The following is a 21,823-nucleotide window of genomic DNA, read 5'->3' on the forward strand; positions in this document are numbered from 1 at the left end:
GCGCTAGAGGTTGGTTGTCTGTCGTACGTCAGTGGGTTTCCCGCCGGCGCATGGCAGGCTCCCAGCCTCAAGTTTTATCTGGATACCTGCTTTACCCGAGTAACACCTGGACAATCCAGTCGGGCCGACTCCCGGCGTTGCCCAAGAATTTCGCAAGAAACCAGTTCCCCCAAGAGCCACAAAGAAGGTAGGACACCGTGAACCCGGTAATCAAAAAATTCCAGTTCGGTCAGTCGACCGTTACCCTCGAGACTGGCCGTATCGCCCGTCAGGCCTCCGGCGCAGTATTGGTCACCGTTGACGACGACGTCAGCGTATTGGTGACCGTAGTCGGTGCAAAACAAGCCGATCCAGGCAAGGGCTTCTTCCCTCTGTCTGTTCACTACCAGGAAAAGACTTACGCTGCCGGCAAGATCCCTGGCGGTTTCTTCAAGCGCGAAGGCCGTCCTTCCGAGAAAGAAACCCTGACTTCCCGACTGATCGACCGTCCGATCCGTCCGCTGTTCCCGGAAGGCTTCATGAACGAAGTGCAGGTCGTCTGCACCGTCGTTTCCACCAGCAAGAAGACCGATCCGGACATCGCTGCGATGATCGGTACCTCGGCTGCCCTGGCTATCTCCGGCATTCCTTTTGATGGCCCGATCGGCGCTGCCCGCGTTGCCTTCCACGAAAGCACCGGCTACCTGCTGAACCCGACTTACGAGCAACAGGCAGCTTCCAGCCTGGACATGGTCGTTGCCGGTACTTCGGACGCCGTACTGATGGTTGAATCGGAAGCCAAAGAGCTGACCGAAGACCAGATGCTGGGCGCGGTACTGTTTGCTCACGACGAGTTCCAGGTTGTGATCAACGCCGTTAAAGAACTGGCCGCCGAAGCTGCCAAGCCAACCTGGACCTGGGCTCCTGCGCCAGAAGCCACCGAACTGCTGGCCGCTATCCGTGCCGAGTTCGGCGAAGCGATCTCCCAGGCCTACACCATCACCGTCAAGGCCGACCGTTACGCTCGCCTGGGCGAGTTGAAAGACCAGGTCGTTGCCAAGCTGTCCGGTGAAGAAGGCCAGCCTTCTTCCAGCGAAGTCAAAGCGGCTTTCGGCGAAATCGAATACCGTACCGTTCGCGAAAACATCGTCAACGGCAAGCCACGTATCGACGGTCGCGACACCAAGACTGTACGTCCGTTGAACATCGAAGTTGGTGTTCTGCCAAAAACCCACGGTTCGGCTCTGTTCACCCGTGGCGAAACCCAGGCTCTGGTAGTCGCAACGCTGGGTACTGCCCGTGATGCACAGCTGCTCGATACCCTGGAAGGCGAGAAGAAAGACCCGTTCATGCTGCACTACAACTTCCCTCCGTTCTCGGTAGGCGAGTGTGGTCGCATGGGTGGCGCTGGTCGTCGCGAAATCGGTCACGGCCGTCTGGCCCGTCGTTCGGTTTCGGCCATGCTGCCTGCCGCTGACGTGTTCCCGTACACCATCCGCGTGGTTTCGGAAATCACCGAATCCAACGGTTCGAGCTCGATGGCTTCCGTTTGCGGCGCTTCCCTGGCCCTGATGGACGCCGGTGTGCCGATGAAGGCGCCGGTCGCCGGTATCGCCATGGGTCTGGTTAAAGAAGGCGAGAAATTCGCCGTCCTGACCGACATCCTGGGTGACGAAGACCACCTGGGCGACATGGACTTCAAGGTAGCCGGTACCGCCAAAGGCGTCACTGCGCTGCAGATGGACATCAAGATCAAGGGCATCACCGAAGAAATCATGGAGATCGCTCTGGGCCAAGCCCTGGAAGCGCGCCTGAACATCCTCGGCCAGATGAACCAGATCATCGGCCAGTCGCGTACCGAACTGTCGGCCAACGCTCCGACCATGATCGCGATGAAAATCGACACCGACAAAATCCGTGATGTCATCGGTAAAGGCGGCGCGACCATTCGTGCGATCTGTGAAGAAACCAAGGCTTCGATCGACATCGAAGACGACGGTTCGATCAAGATCTTCGGTGAAACCAAGGAAGCGGCTGAAGCGGCACGTCAGCGCGTTCTGGGCATCACCGCTGAAGCCGAGATCGGCAAGATCTACGTTGGCAAGGTTGAACGCATCGTCGACTTCGGCGCATTCGTCAATATTCTGCCAGGCAAGGACGGTCTGGTTCACATCTCCATGCTGAGCGATGCTCGCGTCGAGAAAGTGACCGACATCCTGAAAGAAGGCCAGGAAGTGGAAGTACTGGTACTGGACGTGGACAACCGCGGCCGTATCAAGCTTTCCATCAAAGACGTGGCAGCAGCCAAGGCTTCGGGCGTTTAATCACGCCCCACGCCTGACCGCTTCAACGTTATAAAAAATGCCCCGCCGTGAAAACGGTGGGGCATTTTTTTGTCTGCAGGAAATTGAGACGTTCCGGAAGTTGCCTGCCCCTGAAGTCAGTGCTAGGTTTAGCCCACCGCCCGTGTAGCTCAGCCGGTAGAGCAGCGCACTCGTAACGCGAAGGTCGCAGGTTCGATTCCTGTCTCGGGCACCAGCAAGACTTGTTTTCAGATGATCCCGAATGGTTCTGAAGGCCAGACAAACCGCGCTTCATACGGTTTTTTGCGTCAGAGAGATCCTTGATGATCCAGATCCATCTTCCATTCCCCAGATCAACGAGAACGCCATGACAATAAAAGAATTGACCCAAGAAGCCAGACACGAAGAAGCGCTGAAGAAGTACGTGCTTGATAACCACGAACTAATGGACGAGATCAAGGACCTGAGTGCCGATGATCAGAAGGACCAGATTCAGTGGGCGTTCGAGGATGAAGCCGAAGCCCAGGGCCTGCAGCCGTGGGAGCTGACGCTCAAGTACACCTCAACGCCGGAAGAGTACGAAGCAGAACGCCTGAAGCTGCATAAAGAAGCTGCCGAGGTGTTGGGTGTCGGGTGGGAAGAGTACTGCGAGATGAACAATCTGGTGGTCTGACAATCATGTAGGAGCGAGCTTGCTCGCGATGGTCGTTAACGATAGCGCGTGTTTACTGGTTAAACGTGGCGCTCTCAGGTGCATCGCGAGCAAGCTCGCTCCTACAGTTTTGGCAATTCACACGTGGGATCAGAGACTCAGTCGCATCGACAGATCGACCGCCTTCACATCCTTGGTCATCGCACCGATCGAAATGTAATCCACCCCGGTCTGTGCAATCGGTAGCAACGTACTTTCGTTGATCCCGCCGCTGGCCTCCAGTTTGGCCTTGCCGGCATTCAGGCGCACGGCTTCGCGCATGTCGTCCAGGCTCAGTTCGTCGAGCATGATGATGTCGGCACCGGCCGTCAGCGCTTCTTTCAGTTCATCCAGGCTTTCCACTTCAATCTCGACCGGTTTTCCCGGAGCGATCTTGTGCGCGGCGGCGATGGCCTGCGCGATGCCGCCACTGGCGGCGATGTGGTTTTCCTTGATCAGGAAGGCGTCATACAGGCCGATGCGGTGGTTATGGCAACCGCCGCAGGTCACGGCGTACTTTTGCGCCAGGCGCAGCCCCGGCAGTGTTTTGCGGGTGTCGAGCAGCTTGACCTGAGTCTCGGCCACGAAGTCCGCCAGGTACTGCGCGCGGGTCGCCACGCCGGAGAGCAATTGCAGGAAGTTCAGGGCGCTGCGTTCGCCGGTCAGCAGTGAGCGCGCAGGGCCTTCGAGGTGGAACAGCACCTGATTGGGCGTCACCCGTTCACCGTCGGCAACCTGCCAGTGCACCGCCACCCGTGGGTCCAGTTGCAGKAACACGGCATCCACCCAGGCGGTGCCGCTGATGACGGCCGCGTCGCGGGTAATGATGGTGGCTTTGGCCAGGCGTTCGGCCGGGATCAACTGTGCGGTGATGTCGCCGCTGCCGATGTCTTCACGCAACGCACGGCGCACGTTGGCTTCGATTTCGGCGGTCAGATCGGCGAGACGTAGATTCGGCATAACGGACTCCACAAACAAAGTGGCTCGATTATAGGGCCATGGCAGCGACCAACCCAAGGCATCAGCGCGTTACATTGGTGCTGGCGCCTGCATTTGGTCGAATCCCTGTCGTAGTCGGCGTTGGCCGTCGATGCCGAGCAAACGCCTGTTTGAGTTCGGCAATCTCCAGCGCTTCAATCGCGGCAAGTGATCGCGCCCCAGGGGATTATCGCGGCATACTGTGCCAACACAGTCGACGTCGAAGGAATCGGTATGCAGTTGGACCCCGCGAGCGGTTGGATTCAGGGTGTGCATGTCTGCCCCTCACCCAACTTCAATGCGCGCCCCACAGGCGAAATTTCCCTGCTGGTGATCCACAACATCAGCCTGCCACCGGCGCAGTTCGCCACCGGCAAGGTGCAGGAGTTTTTCCAGAATCGTCTGGATGTCACCGAACATCCCTATTTTGAAGGGATCGCGGATTTGCGGGTGTCCGCGCACTTTCTGATCGAGCGTGACGGTACCGTCACCCAGTTCGTTTCATGCCTTGAGCGTGCGTGGCATGCGGGTGTTTCGAGCTTCGAGGGACGGGAAACCTGTAACGATTTTTCCGTGGGCATCGAACTGGAAGGCACGGATGATCTGCCGTTCACCGACGCGCAATACAGCGCGTTGACAGCCCTGACCCGCCAGTTGCAGCAGGCGTTCACGGCAATCACCACAGAGCGCATCTGCGGGCACAGCGACATTGCACCGGGGCGCAAAACCGATCCAGGGCCGGCGTTCGACTGGGCACGCTATCGTGCCGCCCTGGCACAAGAGGAAGGACGATGAGTTTTCTGGTGTTGCTGTTGGCGGTGTGGATCGAGAAGTTCTCGGCCTTGCGTCATCGGGTTCAGCGTGACAGGGGCTGGACACAGGAGCTGAACAAGCTTGAGGCCAGCCCGCGACTTTCTGGCCGACCCTGGCTGGTGTTGTCGGTACTGGTTTTGTTGCCGGTGGCGTTGCTGGGTTTGCTGTTGGTCGTCATCGAGCCGGTGGCCTACGGGTTGCTGGCGTTGCCGATTCATTTGCTGGTGGTGATTTACAGCCTGGGGCGCGGTGATCTGCTGGGCGATCTCGGGCCGTTCCGCGATGCCTGGCGTCGGGAGGACCTGCAAGCAGCGGCCCATGTCGCCAACCGCGATCTGGACATTTGCGCCGACAGTGGCGAGCAACTGCTGGAACAGGTCGAAGGGCATTTGCTGTGGGAGGCCTACCATAGTTTTTTCGCGGTGATTTTCTGGTACTTCCTGCTGGGGCCGGTCGCGGCGCTGAGCTATCGGTTGCTGGCGCTGGCCGAAGAACACGGGAAAAACCCGGCGGTGGTCGAACGCGCCGGGCAATTGCGTCACGCCTTCGACTGGGTGCCGGTGCGTCTGCTGGCGGCGAGCCTGGCATTGGTCGGCAATTTTGTCGCGGTCAGCCGGGTCATGCTGCATGAGCTACTGAACTGGAACATCAGCGCCACGCAATTGATCGTGAAAGTCGGGCTGGTGGCCGGTGAAATTCCGGCGCCGGTGGCTGGCGCAGAAGGTATCAACAACCTGGACCGCATCTGGGAACTGCTGCTGCGTGCCGCGGTGCTCTGGTATGCCGGATTTGCGTTGTGGACGGTTTTGCCTTAGCGCTGTCGTCAGAAATCAGAGCAAACCCCCTCGCCATAGGGCGATCACTTGTCCGAAGTGCTTCGCCCTGTCGTTAACCTTAAGTTACAAAACCCCCTGTCGATTTAAGTTATACAGAGATAGCGCCGAATAGTGGCTATCTGCTTTCTGTCTGCGCCCGCCAATAAAAAAAATAAGAAATTGAAGGGAGACATCCAGTGAAGAGCTTGCTCTATCCCGCTGTCGCACTGATGAACCGCCTGAGCTTCGGCATGAAGTTCAGCCTGATCAGCGTACTGTTCCTGGTGCCGATGCTGGTGACCAACTTCTATCTGGTACGTGACTCCTACCGAGAATTCCAGGGCACGCGCATCGAACTGCAAAGTCTCGACCTGTTGGGCAGTAGCCTGACGCTGCGGCGCGATCTGGAAACCCTGAACAACCTGGTGCAGATCAATGTCAGCCTCGGCCAGTCCGGCAAGGCCGGCAATGTCGAATCGAAAATCAGCACCCTTGAGCAGAATATTCTGACTCGCCTGCAAGGGCTGACGGCGATGACCAGCGACCCGGAACAGGTCGCGGTGTTTGATGGCAAACGCGATGAAATGATCGCCGCGTTCAAGGCCCAGCAAACGGAAAACTCCCTGCAAAGCAAAAGTGCCCTGATTGGCAAACTGGTCGGCAGCGCGCAGATTTTCAGCCAGCTCATCACCAGCCAGTCCGGCCTCAGTCGCGACAACCAGAGCGACATGCGCCAGTTGAGCGAGCTCGTCACCCTCGTAACGCCACGTGTCACCCAGATCCTGGGGGAAGGTCGGGCAATGGGGTCCTATTCGTTGGGGCAGGGTTTTATCAACTCGGCTTCGAGTACCCGTTTCGATGAGTTGCTGGCGCAGATTGAAAAACTCCAGAGCGAATATGGTCTGAAGTTGCAGGATGCCCTGGGTTCCAGCAAGGCTGCGCGCGAGACTTTGGCTGCGCAGGCCGAGGTCAGCCGGGCGTCGCTGAAAAAAGCCAGCGAGCTGTTCGAAGAACAAGTGGTCATGGCCGACACCCTCGATGCGCCGTGGCAGGGCTTTTACGATCAGGTCAGCGCCCTTATGGACCAGACCTACCAACTCAACGAAGCAACCCTGAAGTATCTGGGCCCGCAGTTGCAGCAACGCCTGGAACAGAACCGCACGCACATGGTTTTGCAGGCCGTGGCGCTGTCAGTCGTATTTGTGCTGATCTTTTATCTCTACGGCGCGTTCTATGCCTCGACCCGTACCACGCTCAAGCGCCTCGGAGCGGTGATGGACAAGGTGGCGGCCGGCGACATGACCGTGACCTTCAGCGCCCACAGCCGCGATGAGCTGGGGGAGCTGGGTGAGGTGTTCAACGGCACCGTGAAGAAGATCCATGACCTGATCGAGCGGGTGGGGCAGACCGTCAGCGAAGTCGAGCGTCAGGCCGGGCAAGTGGAAAACGTTTCCGCGCAAAGCAACCAGGCCGTCGCCGGGCAGCGCACGCAAATCGAACAAGTGGCCACGGCCATGAACCAGATGTCGGCCACTTCCCAGGAGGTGGCGCGCAGTGCCGCGGCGGCGGTGAGCAGTGCCCACAGTGTCAACGATGAGACCATCAGTGGTCGCGGCTTGGTGGAGTCGCAGCAAGGCAGTATTGCCGCGCTGGCCAGCGAGATCGATCAGTCGGTGCTGGTGATCAATCAACTGGCCAGCGACAGCCAGTCCATCAGCCGCGTGCTCGAAGTGATCAAGAGCATCGCCGAGCAGACCAATCTGCTGGCGCTCAATGCCGCCATCGAGGCCGCACGGGCCGGTGAGCAGGGCCGTGGTTTCGCCGTGGTAGCCGATGAAGTCCGGACCCTGGCCAAACGAACCCAGCAATCGACCGAAGAAATCGAGCAGATGATTGCCAGGCTTCATGGCGGAGTCGGCGCGGCGGTCAAGGCCATGGGCACCAGCCATGAAATGGCCAACGGCACGGTGGGGCAGTCGGAGAAGGTCCAGCGGGCGCTGGAAAACATCCTGGGCGCGGTTGGCATGATCGTCGACCAGAACCAGCAGATTGCCGCCGCCGTGGAGCAGCAAACCGCCGTGGCTCACGACATCGACCAGAACATCGTCGAGATCAATCGCGCCGGCGAGCGTACCGCTGAAGGTGCACATCAGACCGAAGATGCCAGCCGGGCGTTGTCGGCCCAGGTCATGGAGTTGAAACAGTTGATCAGTGCATTCAGGGTTTGAAAGTCTCCTCGCTCCCACAGGTTTGATGTACTGTGGGAAGGTTTCGTAATACTTTTTCCTTTTCCCGGTGAGAGTCCTCCTGATTCTTTCCGTGCGCTGGATTTTGGATGTCAATCAAGGAAGAGTTACGCGGCTTACTTCATGGAGGAACTTGGTTATGTCTGTTGCAATATCAGGAGTCCAKGGACGCTGTGCGCATTGTCAGCGCACATTGCTGCTTCAACCCTGGCAGCTCAACGCCATCGCGATCAATGAAGCGTTTGCCTGTGCCCACTGCCAGAAACACCTTCAGTTATGTTGTCCGGAGCAGATCAGGCGCTTCAAGTCCCTCGACTCTTTTTCGCTGTTGCGCGCCAGTCTGCGGATGATGGTCTGCATCACCTTGCTGGTGGCGTTGGTGATGGAGTGGTTGGGGATGCTCAGCGTCATCGAACAGCTGAATGCTTCGCTGATCGTCATATTCGTGTACTTCGCGGTGGTCCGTTATTTCCGCCGGCGCCAGCACTTGACGCTGATCCTGGAGGCCGCCAGGGCTCACGTCGACTGATTACCAGCCGAACACTTCGCAGCTGTTGGCGGTGCTGGCAGCCGCCAGTCGTTCCGGGCTGATTGCCATCCATTGCGCCAGTGCCGTGCAGATCGCCGGCAAGTGTGCCGGACTGTTGCGCTGGCCGGGGAACATGGCAGGGGCCATGTCCGGCGAGTCGGTTTCCAGCACCACCGAATCCAGTGGCAGTGCGCCGAGCACTCGGTGCATGCGCTGCGCCTGCGGCCAGGTCGGGGCGCCACCAAGGCCGAGCTTGAAACCGAGCTTGATGTATTCCCGCGCTTCTTCCTGGCTGCCGGCGAAGGCGTGGATGATGCCGGCCCGTTTCAAACGAAACCGTTTGAGCGTGGCAATCACCGCCGCATGGCTGCGCCGCACATGGATCAATGCCGGAAGATTGAAATCCACCGCCAGTTGTAATTGCGCCTCGAACAACGCCTGCTGGCGGTCGCGGTCCAGGGTTTCGATGAAGTAGTCCAGGCCGATCTCGCCTACCGCACACAGTTGCCGATGGCCGGCCAATCGAGTCAGCCAGTCACCGAGTTCGCTCAGGTGTTGCGGTCGATGATCATCCAGGTACACCGGGTGCAATCCGAACGCGGCGTGCAGATCGGGATCACTCTGCACCAACTCCCAGACCCGCTGCCAATTGGCCTGATAAACCCCCAGCACCACCATTCGCCGCACCCCGAGGGCGCGGCTTTCGGCCAGCAGCGCCTGGCGGTCGGCGTCGAAGTCCGGAAAATCCAGGTGGGTGTGGGTGTCGATCAGCTCCACGGTTCAGTCCTGGCGAATACGCTGCTTGAACGTGCGCGCGATGGCTTGCACGCCGGGCCGGTAATCCGACTGTTCGATGGCCGCCAGGGCCAGTGCAAGGGCCTTGTCGGCGATCAACTGGTGTTGCTGGGCCATGGCGTTGACCGGCAGCGGCAGGAAGTCCAGCAACTGGGTGTCACCGAATGTGCCGAGGCGCAGCGGACGGTTTTTCAGCGGGAAGTCGTGCAGCGCATCGAACACACCCTGAAGCAGCACGTAGGATGTGGTCACCAGGGCCTCGGGCAAATGGCCCAGGCGCTGCAGCAGCTCTTCCATCAATTGTTTGCCGCACTCGCGGCTGAAGGACTCGCCTTCTTCGATCAGCACCTCGCAGTCGAATCCGGTGAGGGCCTCTTTGAAGCCCGCGGCACGTTCCCGGCTGATGCTCAGCTCCGGGCGGGCGCCGATCAGTGCGATCTGCCTGGGCAGCGGCTCCAGCAGGCTGCGGGTCAGTTGCAGGCTGGCCTCACGATCGTCGCTGATCACCGAGCAGAAGTGCTCGGGTTCCATGACCCGGTCGATGGCGATGATCGGAATGCCCTTGGCCTGCAATTGGCGATAGCTGTCGTCGCCGGCCGGCAGGCAGCTGGCAACGATCAGTGCGTCGCAGCGCCGGGCGCGGAACAGTTGCAGCAATTGCCGTTCGCTGTCCGGTGCATCGTCGGAGCTGGCGATCAGCAACTGATAACCCCGGGCCCGCGCGCCTTGCTCCAGCAATTTGGCGATTCGCGCGTAACTGGGGTTTTCCAGATCCGGCAGAATGAACCCCAATGTGCGGGTGTGTCGGCTGCGCAAACCGGCGGCCTGTGGGTTAGGCGTGAAGCCATGCAGTTCGACGACCGCGCGCACGCGTTCGACGGTAGCGCTGCTGATGCGTTGTTGTTCGGCCTTGCCATTGATGACATAGCTGGCGGTGGTGACGGACACACCGGCCAACTGGGCGATATCACTGAGTTTCAACCCGCTGTTTCCTTGTTTTTTCGAGGTTGCCTCGACATTTTCGTCAATCCTAACCGATTCAGGCAGGCGACCATTGTCGTAACGCATCCGACAAGTTGGGCTTCAAGGATGGGACATTATCGAGTAACGTGCCATTCATTCTAGATTAAACGATTCAGCAAGCGTATTTTCTACGTTAATAGGTGCCTTTGGCCGGTTCTGCCGCGAAACCGCCAAAAGTGACGAACAAGCGCCTAAGCTGGCTCATTCAAAACAATACCTGGCGCCCCAAGGCGCCAAAAAGGAGAAAGCATGCTCGAGCTCACTGTAGAGCAGATATCCATGGGCCAGTCGGCTGTGGATAAATCCGCAGCGCTGCAACTGCTGGCCCGGCATCTGGTCGCCGACGGCCTGGTTACCGAGGGTTATCTCGCCGGATTGCAGGCGCGGGAAGCCCAGGGCTCGACCTTTCTTGGTCAAGGTATTGCGATCCCCCACGGTACACCCGAAACCCGCGACCTGGTGTTCACCACCGGTGTGCGCCTGATGCAGTTCCCTGAAGGTGTGGACTGGGGCGATGGTCATATCGTTTACCTGGCGATCGGAATCGCTGCCAAATCCGATGAACATCTGCGCCTGTTGCAATTGCTGACCCGCGCCCTCGGCGAGACTGATCTGGGCCAGGCCCTGCGTCGCGCCGGTTCCGCCGAAGCATTGCTGAAGTTGCTGCAAGGCGCGCCACAGGAGCTGGCGCTGGATGCGCAGATGATCGGCCTCGGTGTGGCGGCCGAAGATTTCGAAGAGCTGGTCTGGCGCGGCGCTCGTCTGCTGCGGCAGGCCGACTGCGTGAGCAACGGTTTCTCCGCCGTGCTGCAGCAGGTTGAAGCGCTGCCCCTGGGCGATGGTCTGTGGTGGCTGCACAGCGAGCAAACGGTGAAGCGCCCGGGACTGGCCTTCGTCACCCCGGACAAACCGCTGCGCTATCTCGGCCAGCCACTCAATGGACTGTTCTGCCTGGCCAGCCTCGGTGAGGCCCATCAAGCGCTGCTCGAACGCCTGTGCGCGTTGTTGATCGAAGGGCGTGGCCATGAATTGGGGCGCGCCACCAGCAGCCGCAAAGTCCTCGAAGTGCTCGGTGGTGAAGTGCCCGCCGACTGGCCCAGTGCGCGTATTGTGTTGGCCAATGCCCACGGTTTGCATGCGCGGCCGGCGAAAATCCTCGCGCAACTGGCAAAGAGTTTTGAAGGTGACATCCGCGTGCGCATTGTCGATGGTCACGACAGCGCGGTGTCGGTAAAGAGTTTGAGCAAGTTGCTCAGCCTCGGCGCCCGTCGGGGGCAGGTTCTGGAAATCATTGCCGAACCGGGCATCGCGGCTGACGCGTTGCCGGCCCTGTTGGCGGCCATCGAAGAGGGCCTCGGTGAGGAAGTCGAACCGCTGCCGCCAGTAAGCCAGGCACGCGAAGTCGTTGCCGAGATGGCCGAAGTGGTCCTCGCCCCGGTGTCAGGCAGTGTGGTTCAGGCAATTGCCGCCGCGCCGGGGATCGCCATCGGCCCGGCGCATATTCAAGTGCTGCAAACCATCGATTACCCGTTGCGCGGCGAGTCCGCCGGCATCGAGCGTGAGCGCCTCCAGCAGGCACTGGCGCAGGTGCGCCGTGACATTCAGGGCTTGATCGAGCGCAGCAAAAGCAAGGCCATTCGCGAAATCTTCATCACTCACCAGGAGATGCTCGACGACCCGGAACTGACTGATGAGGTCGATGCGCGCCTCAAGCAGGGCGAAAGCGCCGAGGCGGCGTGGATGGCCGTAATTGAAGCGGCGGCCCGGCAGCAGGAAGCGTTGCAGGATGCCTTGCTCGCCGAGCGCGCAGCCGACTTGCGCGACATCGGGCGTCGGGTACTGATGCAACTCTGTGGCATCGAAACCCCAAGCGAACCGGATCAACCATACATTCTGGTGATGGACGAAGTCGGCCCGTCCGACGTCGCGCGTCTCGACCCCGCTCGCGTGGCCGGGATTCTCACCGCCCGGGGTGGTGCTACGGCGCACAGTGCGATTGTCGCCCGGGCCCTGGGTATTCCGGCACTGGTCGGCGCCGGCCCTGGCGTTTTGCTGCTGGCACCGGGCACGCCATTGCTGCTCGATGGCCAGCGTGGTCGTCTGCATGTGGACGCTGACGCGGCGACCTTGCAGCGCGCAACCGCCGAACGCGATACCCGCGAGCAGCGCTTGAAGGCGGCTGCTGAACGGCGCCATCAACCCGCGCTGACCACCGATGGCCACGCCGTCGAAGTGTTCGCCAACATTGGTGAAAGCGCTGGCGTGACCGGCGCGGTGGAGCAGGGCGCCGAAGGCATTGGCCTGTTGCGCACCGAACTGATCTTCATGGCCCACTCGCAAGCGCCCGACGAAGCGACCCAGGAAGTCGAGTACCGTCGCGTTCTCGACGGTCTGGCCGGGCGACCGCTGGTGGTGCGTACCCTCGATGTCGGTGGCGACAAACCGCTGCCGTACTGGCCGATTGCGAAGGAAGAAAACCCCTTCCTCGGCGTGCGCGGCATACGCCTGACCTTGCAGCGCCCGCAGGTCATGGAAGCGCAATTGCGCGCCTTGCTGCGGGCGGCCGACAACCGGCCGCTGCGGATCATGTTCCCGATGGTGGGCAGCGTCGACGAGTGGCGTCAGGCCCGTGACATGACCGAACGTTTGCGCCGGGAAATTCCGGTTGCCGACCTGCAACTGGGGATTATGATCGAAGTGCCGTCGGCGGCGTTGCTGGCGCCGGTGCTGGCCAAAGAGGTCGACTTTTTCAGCGTCGGTACCAACGACCTGACCCAATACACCCTGGCCATCGACCGTGGCCATCCGACGCTGTCGGCCCAGGCCGATGGCTTGCATCCGGCGGTGCTGCAACTGATCGACATCACCGTGCGCGCGGCCCATGCCCACGGCAAATGGGTCGGTGTGTGCGGCGAGCTGGCGGCTGACCCGCTGGCGGTGCCGGTGCTGGTCGGCCTCGGCGTGGACGAACTTAGCGTCGGCGCTCGCAGCATTGCCGAAGTCAAGGCGCGGATTCGCGAACTGGGCTTCACTCAGACTCAAACCCTTGCCCGACAGGCCTTGGCCGTGGGCAGCGCCAATGAAGTGCGCGCATTAGTGGAGGCCCTGTAATGGCCCGGATTCTCACCCTGACCCTCAACCCGGCGCTGGACCTGACCGTACAGTTGCCGCGCCTTGAAGCCGGCCAGGTCAACCGCAGCGATGTGATGCACACCCACGCCGCCGGCAAAGGCGTGAACGTGGCGCAAGTGCTGGCCGACCTTGGGCATCAGTTGACCGTCAGTGGTTTTCTTGGCGAAGACAACCTGCAAGCGTTCGAAGCGTTGTTCGCCAAACGCGGTTTTGTCGATGCGTTCATCCGCGTTCCCGGTGAAACCCGCAGCAACATCAAACTGGCGGAAAGCGACGGTCGCATTACCGACATCAATGGGCCGGGGCCGCAGGTCAGCGAGGCGGCGCAGCAGGCCTTGATTGATCGACTGGAGCAGATTGCCCCGGGTCACGATGCGGTGGTGGTTGCTGGTAGTTTGCCCCTGGGCGTTAGCGCGCAGTGGTTGCARGCGTTGGTCCTGCGTTTGAAAAGCCTGGGGCTGCGCGTTGCCCTCGACACCAGCGGCGAGGCGTTGCGTGCGGCGCTGAAAGCGGGACCCTGGCTGATCAAACCCAACACTGAAGAGCTGGCCGAGGTGCTGGACTGCGAGGTTGTGTCGGTCAGTTCCCAGTCCATAGCGGCGGAGCGTTTGCACGCCCAGGGCATCGAACATGTGGTGATTTCTCATGGTGCCGAGGGTGTGAACTGGTTCAGCGTCGGTTCGGCACTGCATGCCACTCCGCCCAAGGTCAGCGTCGCCAGTACGGTGGGCGCGGGTGATTCGTTGCTGGCGGGGATGCTCCACGGTTTGCTCAGTGCCGATACGCCGGAGCAGACCTTACGCACCGCCACGGCGATTGCCGCGATGGCAGTGACCCAGATCGGTTTCGGCATTGGCGATGCAGCGCAATTGGCGCAGCTCGAACAGGGTGTGCGCGTGCGTCCCCTGACAGAACAATAAGAGGGTTTGTCATGAAATTAGCCATCGTTACGGCCTGCCCGAACGGCATGGTCACCAGTGTGCTGTGTGCCCGGCTGCTCGATGCCGCGGCTCAGCGTCAGGGCTGGAGCACCAGTGTCGAAATCACCGATGCCGCGCATCCCGAAAAACAACTGTCGGCGGCCACTCTCGATGCGGCCGAGTGGGTGCTGCTGGTGAGCAGCGCGCCGGTGGACATGTCGCGGTTTGTCGGTAAGCGGCTGTTCCAGAGCACCCCGGCCCAGGCCCTGCAAGACGTGGAAGCCGTGTTGCGGCGTGGAGCGCAGGACGCTCAGGTTTATGTTGCTGACGAAGCCGTCGTCGAACCTGTGACGGTGGCTAAAAACGCGCCGCGACTGGTGGCCGTCACCGCGTGCCCGACGGGTGTCGCTCACACGTTCATGGCTGCCGAGGCCTTGCAGCAAGCGGCCAAACGCCTGGGCTATGACCTGCAAGTGGAAACCCAGGGTTCGGTCGGTGCGCGCAATCCATTGAGCGCGCAAGCGATCGCCGAGGCCGATGTGGTGCTGCTGGCGGCTGATATCGAAGTCGCCACCGAGCGTTTCGCCGGCAAGAAAATCTATCGCTGTGGCACCGGTATCGCTCTCAAGCAAGCTGAAGCGACTTTGAAAAAGGCCTTGGCCGAAGGCCAGCAGGAAAGCGCTTCGAGCAGCGCCAAGGGCCCAGCCAAATCAGAGAAAACCGGTGTCTATAAACACCTGCTGACCGGTGTGTCATTCATGTTGCCGATGGTGGTGGCCGGCGGCTTGATGATCGCCTTGTCGTTCGTATTTGGCATCACCGCATTCAAGGAGCAGGGCACGCTGGCGGCGGCGTTGATGCAGATCGGTGGCGACACCGCGTTCAAGCTGATGGTGCCGCTGCTGGCAGGCTATATCGCCTATTCCATCGCTGACCGTCCGGGCCTCGCGCCGGGGATGATCGGCGGTCTGCTGGCGAGCACCCTGGGCGCCGGTTTCATCGGCGGGATCATTGCCGGTTTTCTGGCCGGTTATGCGGCCAAGGCGATCAACCGTTATGCGCGATTGCCGCAAAGTCTTGAGGCGCTGAAGCCGATCCTGATCATTCCGTTGCTGGCGAGTCTGTTCACCGGTCTGGTGATGATCTACGTGGTCGGTAAACCGGTCGCCGGGATGCTTGCCGGGCTCACGCATTTCCTCGACAGCATGGGCACCACCAACGCGATTCTGCTGGGTGTATTGCTGGGTGGCATGATGTGCGTCGACCTCGGCGGGCCGATCAACAAGGCGGCCTATGCGTTCTCGGTGGGCTTGCTGGCGTCGCAGAGCTACGCGCCGATGGCGGCGACCATGGCGGCCGGCATGGTGCCGCCGATCGGTCTGGGCATCGCCACATTCATTGCGCGGCGCAAGTTCGCCCAGACCGAACGCGAAGCCGGTAAAGCGGCGCTGGTGCTGGGGCTGTGCTTCATCTCCGAAGGGGCGATTCCGTTTGCGGCGAAAGACCCGCTGCGGGTGATTCCGGCGAGCATCGCCGGCGGTGCGCTGACCGGTGCGCTGTCGATGTATTTCGGCTGCAAACTGATGGCGCCCCACGGTGGGTTTTTCGTGCTGGCGATCCCGAATGCAATCAACCATGCGCTGCTTTACTTGTTGGCGATTGTGGCGGGGAGCCTGTTGACGGCGGTGGTGTATGCGCTGGTGAAGCGGCCGGAGGTGGTGGAGTTGGCGGTAGAGCCCGTCACAGCCTGACACCTGCCCCTGTGGTGTTGGGAAGATTTGTGTCATGCCAGGGTCATAGGTCCATGCTTTAGTTTTTCCTTTTTCAGGGAGAACACCATGAGCGATTTCAACCTCGGGCGTCGTCGTGTGATGCAAGCGGTCGGCGCCGGGTTGTTGTTGCCAGGGCTGGCGCCGGCGGTGATCGCTTCGGTCAAGGATCGGCCGCAACTCACCGACGGTGTGCAGTCCGGCGACCTGCTGGGCGACCGGGCGATCATCTGGAGCCGCTGCGACCGCCCCGCACGGATGGTGGTGGAGTGGGACACTCGCAGCCTGTTTCCCAACCCTCGGCGATTCGTCTCGCCCCTGGCCGATGCGCGCACCGATTTCACCGCCCGGGTCGAACTCACCGGGCTGCCTGCCGGCCAGGCGATTTTCTACCGTGTGCAGTTTGAAGACGCCCAGAGCGGCGTTGCCAGCGAGCCCTGGTTCGGTCACTTGCGCAGCGTGCCACAGACCCGGCGCGACCTCCGTTTTGTCTGGAGTGGCGACACCGTCGGCCAGGGTTTCGGCATCAACCCGGACATTGGCGGTATGCGGATCTACGAGGCGATGCGCCGGCGTCTGCCGGACTTTTTTATCCACAGCGGCGACACCATTTACGCCGACAGCCCGATACCGGCGCAGCTCACCACAGAAGGCGGACGGGTGTGGCGCAACATCACTACCGAGGCCAAGAGCAAAGTCGCCGAGACCCTCGATGAGTACCGTGGCAATTACCGCTACAACCTGATGGACGAAAACATCCGTCGTTTCAATGCCGAGGTCCCGCAGATCTGGCAGTGGGACGACCACGAAGTGGTGAACAACTGGTCGCCGGGCAAGCAGCTGGATGCGCGTTACCAGAGCAAAGATATCCACAGCCTGGTGGGCCGCGCACGCCAGGCCTGGCTCGAATACGCGCCGATGCGTTTGCAGAGCGCCGATGGCGGCGGGCGGATCTATCGCAAGCTCGGTTACGGTCCGCTGCTCGATGTGTTCGTGCTGGACATGCGCAGCTATCGCGGGGCCAACGATGACAATCTGGGCGCTGCAAAACCCTTCCTCGGTCGTGAGCAACTGGACTGGCTCAAGCGCGAACTGCAGGCCTCGAACGCGCAATGGAAAGTGATCGCCGCCGACATGCCCATTGGCCTCGGCGTGCCCGACGGCGAGGTCAGCCCCGGTGTCGCGCGCTGGGAAGCCGTGGCCAACGGTGACCCCGGCCCGGCCCAGGGGCGTGAACTGGAAATCGCCGAACTGCTCGGTTTCCTGCGGGCGCAGCAGGTGCGCAATTTCCTGTTCCTGACCGCGGATGTGCACTACTGCGCCGCCCAYCATTACCACCCGGATCGGGCGGCGTTTCAGGACTTCGAACCGTTCTGGGAGTTCGTCGCCGGGCCCTTGAATGCCGGCAGTTTCGGGCCTAATCCGCTAGATAAGACCTTTGGCCCGGAAGCGGTATTCGAGAAGGCGCCGCCCGCGCAGAACGTCTCGCCGTTTGCCGGGTTTCAGTTTTTTGGCGAGGTGAATATCGATGGGCAAACGGGGGAGTTGAGCGTGGTGTTGCGGGATCTGGACGGGGTTTCTGTATTCGAGCAGAAGTTGCAGCCGGTTTGACCGACACATCCCCCCCTGTGGGAGCGAGCTTGCTCGCGATGGCGTCATCACTTTCAACGGTGATGTCGCCTGACACTCCGCTATCGTCGGAACGCCGCCCGGAGCAAGCTCGCTCCCACAGGGAACTCAGTGAATCAGTACACGTCTCGGCGGTAGCGGCCCTGTTCGATCAGGCGCTCCACTTCGGCGTCGCCCAGCACCTCGTTGAGCACCTGGTCCACGCCCGAAGCCATGCCTTGAAGGCTGCCACAGATGTAGATCACCGCACCGTCCGCCAGCCACTTCTTGAGCTCGGCTGCCGATTCACGCAGGCGATCCTGTACGTAAATCTTTTCGGCCTGATCGCGGGAAAACGCCAGGTCGAGGCGCGCCAGATCACCATTGATCAGCCACTCTTCCAGCTCYTTTCGGCACAGGTAGTCGTGCTCGCGATGGCGCTCGCCAAACATCAGCCAGTGACGTTGCTGACCGTCGGCAATCCGCGCCTTGAGCAGGCTGCGCAACCCGGCCAGCCCCGTGCCATTGCCCAGCAGGATCATCGGCACCGGCTGCGACGGCAGATGGAAACCACTGTTGCGCCGTACGCGCAGGCTGATGGAGCTGCCTACAGGCGCGTGTTCGGTCAACCAGCCGGAACCGACGCCGAGGTTGCCGTCGGCATACACTTCCTGACGCACGATCAATTCCAGCACGCCATCGGCCGGGATCGACGCAATGGAGTACTCGCGCATGGCCAACGGCACGAGTGCCTCTGCCAGCGCCTGCGCGTGCAGGCCGACCAGATGGGCGCGGTTCTCCGGCAACTGGCGGCTGGCCAGGGCCTGTTCGAGGGTTTCCTCCAGGCCATTGAGCTGCACCTTGGTCTCACCGTGAATCCCCAGGCCGTCGAGGAAATGCTCGATGGCCCATGGGCAATTGCGCGGCAATACTTCCACCAGGTCGCCCGCCAGCCAGCTGCTGGTGGTCGGGGCACTGAGGCCCAGCAAGTACACAGGGGATCCGCTGCTGTCCGGGTTGAGCAGTTCACGGCGGGCCAGGGTCCAGTTGTCATAGCTGGGCGCTTGCCAGGTGTCGACGGGCGTGTGGCCGGTCAACAGGCCCAGTTGCTGTTGCCAGTGACGCAAGGCGTAAGGGTCACCGCTGTCGACCTCCACCGGCGTGAACAGGGTCTTGCCGCCATGTTCACCGAGCCAGGTGTGCAGGCGTTTGGCGAAACCGCAGAAGTGTTGATACTGCCGGTCACCGAGGCCGAGGATCGCGTAGTTCAGGCGTTCCAGGCTTGGCGTGCGGCCCAGCACCTTGCGTTCGAAACCTCTGGCGCTGTCCGGCGCTTCGCCGTCACCGAAGGTGCTGACGACGAACAGTGCGTTGCTCGAGTCTCGCAAATCCTGCTCGCTGACGTCCGCCAACGGTTGCACCTTCACCGGTAGCCCTGCGGCCTGCAATTGTCCGGCGGTCTGCCAGGCCAATTGYTCGGCAAACCCGCTCTGGCTGGCGAAACCGATCAGYCATGCCGGCGCATCGTTACCCGGTTGTACAAGGCCTTGGCGAGCGTCCTTGATCTGGCGTTTTTTGCGTCGACGATCCAGGTACAGCAACCAGCCGGTGACGAAGAACAGCGGCATGCTCAGCGCGGTGAGGGTCAGGATGATCCGACCGACGATGCCGAAGTAACTGCCGACGTGCAGCGCATAAATGCTGGTCAGTAGTTGCGCCTTGAGGCTCTTGTCGCTGTAGCGGTCAACCCGTTTGACCACGCCGGTGGCCGGGTCGAGGGTGATCTGGTTCAAGGCGCGGTCGTGAGGCGAGGTTTTCAGCAGGAAGAAAACGGTCGCTGGTTGGCCGGCCACCGGCGGCATGCGCACGTTATAAGAACTGAGTTGCGGACCGGCCGCGCTGTAGATGCTGCTCCACATCGCCGCGTAATCGGCTGTCGGTGCCGGACCGCTTGGCGCTGGGCCACGTCCGGCGCGAACGCGCTCGTTCTGCGGTGAGTCGGAGAGCAACCGGGTCAGGCCTTTGTTGTACCACTCGTATGACCAGGACAACCCGGTCAGCGCCGCCAGGAGGTAAAACACCAGGCACCAGGTGCCGGCCACCGAATGCAGGTCCCAGTTGAAGCTGCGGCCCTTTTTCTTCCAGTCCAGGGTCAGCCAGGCGCGCCAGCTTTTCCACTGGCGAGGCCAGCGCAGGTACAGGCCGGACAGGCAGAAGAACACCAGAATCAACGTGCACGCACCGGTGATTTGCCGACCCGTGTCGCCCATGGCGAGGAAGCGGTGCAGTTGCAGCATCAGGCCGAAGAAGTCCTGGCCGGTGGCGTCGCCCAGGAACTCGGCGGTGTACGGATCGAAGTAGCGCATCTCGCCACGGCGTTCACCCGGTGGTGGGGTGAACCACACTTTGGCGGCATTGCCGCTGTCGGTTTCCACCGTGAGCATCGAGACTTTTTTGCCCGATGCGGCTTCGATGTGCTCCACCAGTTCGGCGGGCGGCAGCACACCGGCGACCTGTTTCTCGACCTGCAACACGGAAGGGTTGAGCACACTCAGGATTTCATCCTGAAACGACACCGTCGCCCCGGTGATGCCCATCAGGGCCAGGACCAGCCCGGCGCTGATGCCGAAAAACCAGTGCAACTGGAACAGGGTTTTCTTCAACACGTCGCTCGCCTTGTTCGTTCAAATTGATTCATCACGGTGTGCATTATGCCGTGGGGTTGTCGAGAAGCATTCTTTTTTACGCACAAAGGCCCCGTTCATGTGGGTGAACGGGGCCTTGTCTGATTTCAGCCTTCACCCTCTCCTGTGGGAGCGAGCTTGCTCCGGGCGGCGATCCGACGATAGCGGTGTGTCGGTCAACATAAATGTTGAATGTGGCGACGTCATCGCGAGCAAGCTCGCTCCCACAGGGATTGCAGTGTGAGTGGCAATCAGAAGTGGAAGTTGGTGCTCAGCAAAGCGGTACGACCGGCCGCCTGGTTGGCGAAGTGAGTCGAGAACGCCTTGTCGTAATAGGTTTCGTCGGTCAGGTTCTGCACGTTCAGTTGCAGGTCGACGTTTTTGCTCAGCTTGTAGGCTGCCATCGCGTCGTAACGAACGTAGGAATCAACCATGGTGGTGTTGGCTGCACTGCCGAACACGTCATCGACATAGAACGCACCGCCACCGATGGTCAGCCTTGGCGTGACCTGATAGGTCGTCCACAGGCTGGCGCTGTTTTTCGGCGTGTTAGGCAACTCGTTGCCATCGTTGGCTTTGTTTGCCGGCAGGTCACCGCCATCGACTTGCTCGCTGTCCATGTAGGCGTAGCCGGCGAAGACTTGCCATTTGTCGGTGAGCTTGCCGCTGGCCGACAGTTCGACACCCTGAACGCGGGTTTTACCGACGTTTTCGAAGGTGGTGGTGTTGGTCTGCACACGAGCGTTGTCTTTCTCGGTGCGGAAGATATCGGCGGTCAACGACAGGCGATCGTTCAGCAGATCCCACTTGGTACCGATTTCGTAGTTCTTGGTGGTTTCCGGCTCCATGTCGCTGCTCAGCAGGTTGCCGTTGCGATCGGTGGTGCCGCCCAGCGGGTTACCGTCCATGCCTTCACCCAGAGTGTTGCCCGGTGGGGTGGCGGATGTTGCGTAGGAGGCATAGATGCTGCCGTTTTCCRCTGGCTTGTAGACCACGCCGAACTGGCCAGTGACGAATTCGCTGGTGTCCTTGCCTTTGGCGGCRGTGCCTTTGGTCACGACGGTGGCGCCGGAACCGTCAAAGGTGCGGTACTGGGTATTGAAATGGTCATACCGCAGGCCCATGTTCACCAGCCACTGCTCGGACAACGTCAGGGTGTCGAACACGTACAGCGCGTAGGTGTCGGCCTTGGTGTTGGTGCCGGCGTAGTTGCGCGAGATGGCGCCGTTCCACGGATCATTCTGGTTCGGGTTGGACAGCGAGGTGCAGTTGAAGCCGCTTGGCGCGCCGATCAGTGCCGGCGAGCAGTTGGTGGTTACCGCTGCCGTTCCCGGGGTGGTGTCCGTGTTGACGTTGTACGAGGATTTTTCACTTTCCTCGTGGGTGTATTCGACACCGGTGGCGAAGCTGTTCTTGAACCCGGCGATATAGACATCACCAAACAGGTCGGTCTGGTTGGTGGTGGTCTCGGTGTTGCTCACGCGGGTGTTCGCGCGACGCCAGACGCTGCCGTTGTTGACGTTGCCTTTACTGTCGTC

At 61.0% G+C, this 21,823-nt stretch carries 15 protein-coding genes and 1 tRNA gene; 11 read left to right on the plus strand and 5 right to left on the minus strand.

Annotation, left to right across the window (positions count from 1 at the left end):
* Positions 1-197 precede the first annotated feature (197 nt).
* The 3 genes from pnp to ACXRVY_RS02670 all read left to right on the plus strand — a co-directional run bounded on the left by pnp (position 198) and on the right by ACXRVY_RS02670 (position 2,955).
* Positions 198-2,303 (plus strand): polyribonucleotide nucleotidyltransferase, encoded by a 2,106-nt coding sequence (gene pnp / locus ACXRVY_RS02660; protein WP_223458600.1) that lies wholly within the window; start codon positions 198-200, stop codon positions 2,301-2,303.
* A gap of 138 nt (positions 2,304-2,441) precedes the next feature.
* Positions 2,442-2,517, plus strand: a tRNA-Thr gene (locus ACXRVY_RS02665).
* Between the two features lie 132 nt (positions 2,518-2,649).
* Complete coding sequence (locus ACXRVY_RS02670; protein ID WP_223458602.1) at positions 2,650-2,955, plus strand: DUF6388 family protein; 306 nt, start codon at positions 2,650-2,652, stop codon at positions 2,953-2,955.
* A 129-nt stretch (positions 2,956-3,084) separates the two neighbouring features.
* Here ACXRVY_RS02670 and nadC read toward each other — a convergent pair whose 3' ends face one another.
* Positions 3,085-3,933 carry a carboxylating nicotinate-nucleotide diphosphorylase gene (nadC, locus tag ACXRVY_RS02675; RefSeq protein ID WP_458236999.1) on the minus strand — a complete coding sequence of 283 codons (849 nt, stop codon included), beginning with the start codon at positions 3,931-3,933 and terminating at the stop codon, positions 3,085-3,087.
* Between the two features lie 252 nt (positions 3,934-4,185).
* On the opposite strand from nadC, the gene ampD reads away from it, so the two are divergent.
* The 4 genes from ampD to ACXRVY_RS02695 all read left to right on the plus strand — a co-directional run bounded on the left by ampD (position 4,186) and on the right by ACXRVY_RS02695 (position 8,354).
* Positions 4,186-4,746, plus strand: a complete 561-nt coding sequence (gene ampD / locus ACXRVY_RS02680) for a 1,6-anhydro-N-acetylmuramyl-L-alanine amidase AmpD (protein WP_218429220.1) — start codon at positions 4,186-4,188, stop codon at positions 4,744-4,746.
* Complete coding sequence (gene ampE / locus ACXRVY_RS02685; protein WP_223458607.1) at positions 4,743-5,579, plus strand: regulatory signaling modulator protein AmpE; 837 nt, start codon at positions 4,743-4,745, stop codon at positions 5,577-5,579. Before ampD ends, ampE begins: the two co-directional genes overlap by 4 nt.
* A 1,523-nt stretch (positions 5,580-7,102) precedes the next feature.
* Positions 7,103-7,807 carry a methyl-accepting chemotaxis protein gene (locus ACXRVY_RS02690; protein ID WP_411740699.1) on the plus strand — a complete coding sequence of 235 codons (705 nt, stop codon included), beginning with the start codon at positions 7,103-7,105 and terminating at the stop codon, positions 7,805-7,807.
* A 157-nt stretch (positions 7,808-7,964) separates the two neighbouring features.
* Positions 7,965-8,354 carry a hypothetical protein gene (locus ACXRVY_RS02695; RefSeq protein ID WP_458237000.1) on the plus strand — a complete coding sequence of 130 codons (390 nt, stop codon included), beginning with the start codon at positions 7,965-7,967 and terminating at the stop codon, positions 8,352-8,354.
* On the opposite strand, the gene ACXRVY_RS02700 is transcribed toward ACXRVY_RS02695, so the two are convergent.
* Entirely contained in the window at positions 8,355-9,131 is a 777-nt protein-coding gene (locus ACXRVY_RS02700) for a TatD family hydrolase (protein WP_223458613.1), read from the minus strand. It lies immediately after the preceding gene.
* Positions 9,132-9,134: 3 nt separating this feature from the next.
* Positions 9,135-10,130, minus strand: coding sequence for a catabolite repressor/activator (cra, locus tag ACXRVY_RS02705; RefSeq protein ID WP_223458615.1), 996 nt, complete (start codon positions 10,128-10,130; stop codon positions 9,135-9,137).
* Between the two features lie 291 nt (positions 10,131-10,421).
* Between cra and ptsP the strand changes: the two genes are divergently transcribed.
* From ptsP to ACXRVY_RS02725, 4 genes are all read left to right on the plus strand, one after another.
* Positions 10,422-13,283 carry a phosphoenolpyruvate--protein phosphotransferase gene (gene ptsP, locus ACXRVY_RS02710; protein ID WP_223458617.1) on the plus strand — a complete coding sequence of 954 codons (2,862 nt, stop codon included), beginning with the start codon at positions 10,422-10,424 and terminating at the stop codon, positions 13,281-13,283.
* The gene (pfkB, locus tag ACXRVY_RS02715; RefSeq protein WP_223458619.1) at positions 13,283-14,224 is read left to right on the plus strand and encodes a 1-phosphofructokinase; all 942 of its coding nucleotides are present in this window, start codon (positions 13,283-13,285) and stop codon (positions 14,222-14,224) included. The genes ptsP and pfkB overlap by 1 nt, the downstream gene beginning before the upstream one ends.
* Before the next feature lie 11 nt (positions 14,225-14,235).
* On the plus strand, positions 14,236-15,975 hold the full coding sequence (locus tag ACXRVY_RS02720; protein WP_223458621.1) for a PTS fructose-like transporter subunit IIB: 1,740 nt from the start codon (positions 14,236-14,238) through the stop codon (positions 15,973-15,975).
* 87 nt (positions 15,976-16,062) lie between these two features.
* Positions 16,063-17,604 carry an alkaline phosphatase D family protein gene (locus tag ACXRVY_RS02725; RefSeq protein ID WP_223458624.1) on the plus strand — a complete coding sequence of 514 codons (1,542 nt, stop codon included), beginning with the start codon at positions 16,063-16,065 and terminating at the stop codon, positions 17,602-17,604.
* A 134-nt stretch (positions 17,605-17,738) separates the two neighbouring features.
* Here the strand turns inward: ACXRVY_RS02725 and ACXRVY_RS02730 are convergent, their stop codons facing one another.
* Together ACXRVY_RS02730 and ACXRVY_RS02735 are read right to left on the minus strand one after the other, a co-directional pair.
* Complete coding sequence (locus ACXRVY_RS02730; protein ID WP_458237001.1) at positions 17,739-20,267, minus strand: PepSY domain-containing protein; 2,529 nt, start codon at positions 20,265-20,267, stop codon at positions 17,739-17,741.
* Positions 20,268-20,536: 269 nt separating this feature from the next.
* Positions 20,537-21,823 (minus strand): TonB-dependent receptor (locus tag ACXRVY_RS02735; protein WP_458237002.1); only part of this gene is annotated, 1,287 nt, incomplete at its 5' end.

The sequence above is a fragment of the Pseudomonas sp. P5_A2_2 genome (genome assembly GCF_054177685.1).

What these genes read in the sequence shown, in the direction of transcription:
- ACXRVY_RS02720 (WP_223458621.1), top strand. Translation starts at nt 14,236, where the DNA reads ATGAAATTAGCCATCGTTACGGCCTGCCCGAACGGCATGGTCACCAGT.
- ampD (WP_218429220.1), top strand. Translation starts at nt 4,186, where the DNA reads ATGCAGTTGGACCCCGCGAGCGGTTGGATTCAGGGTGTGCATGTCTGC.
- ACXRVY_RS02690 (WP_411740699.1), top strand. Translation starts at nt 7,103, where the DNA reads ATGTCGGCCACTTCCCAGGAGGTGGCGCGCAGTGCCGCGGCGGCGGTG.
- ampE (WP_223458607.1), top strand. Translation starts at nt 4,743, where the DNA reads ATGAGTTTTCTGGTGTTGCTGTTGGCGGTGTGGATCGAGAAGTTCTCG.
- ACXRVY_RS02670 (WP_223458602.1), top strand. Translation starts at nt 2,650, where the DNA reads ATGACAATAAAAGAATTGACCCAAGAAGCCAGACACGAAGAAGCGCTG.
- ptsP (WP_223458617.1), top strand. Translation starts at nt 10,422, where the DNA reads ATGCTCGAGCTCACTGTAGAGCAGATATCCATGGGCCAGTCGGCTGTG.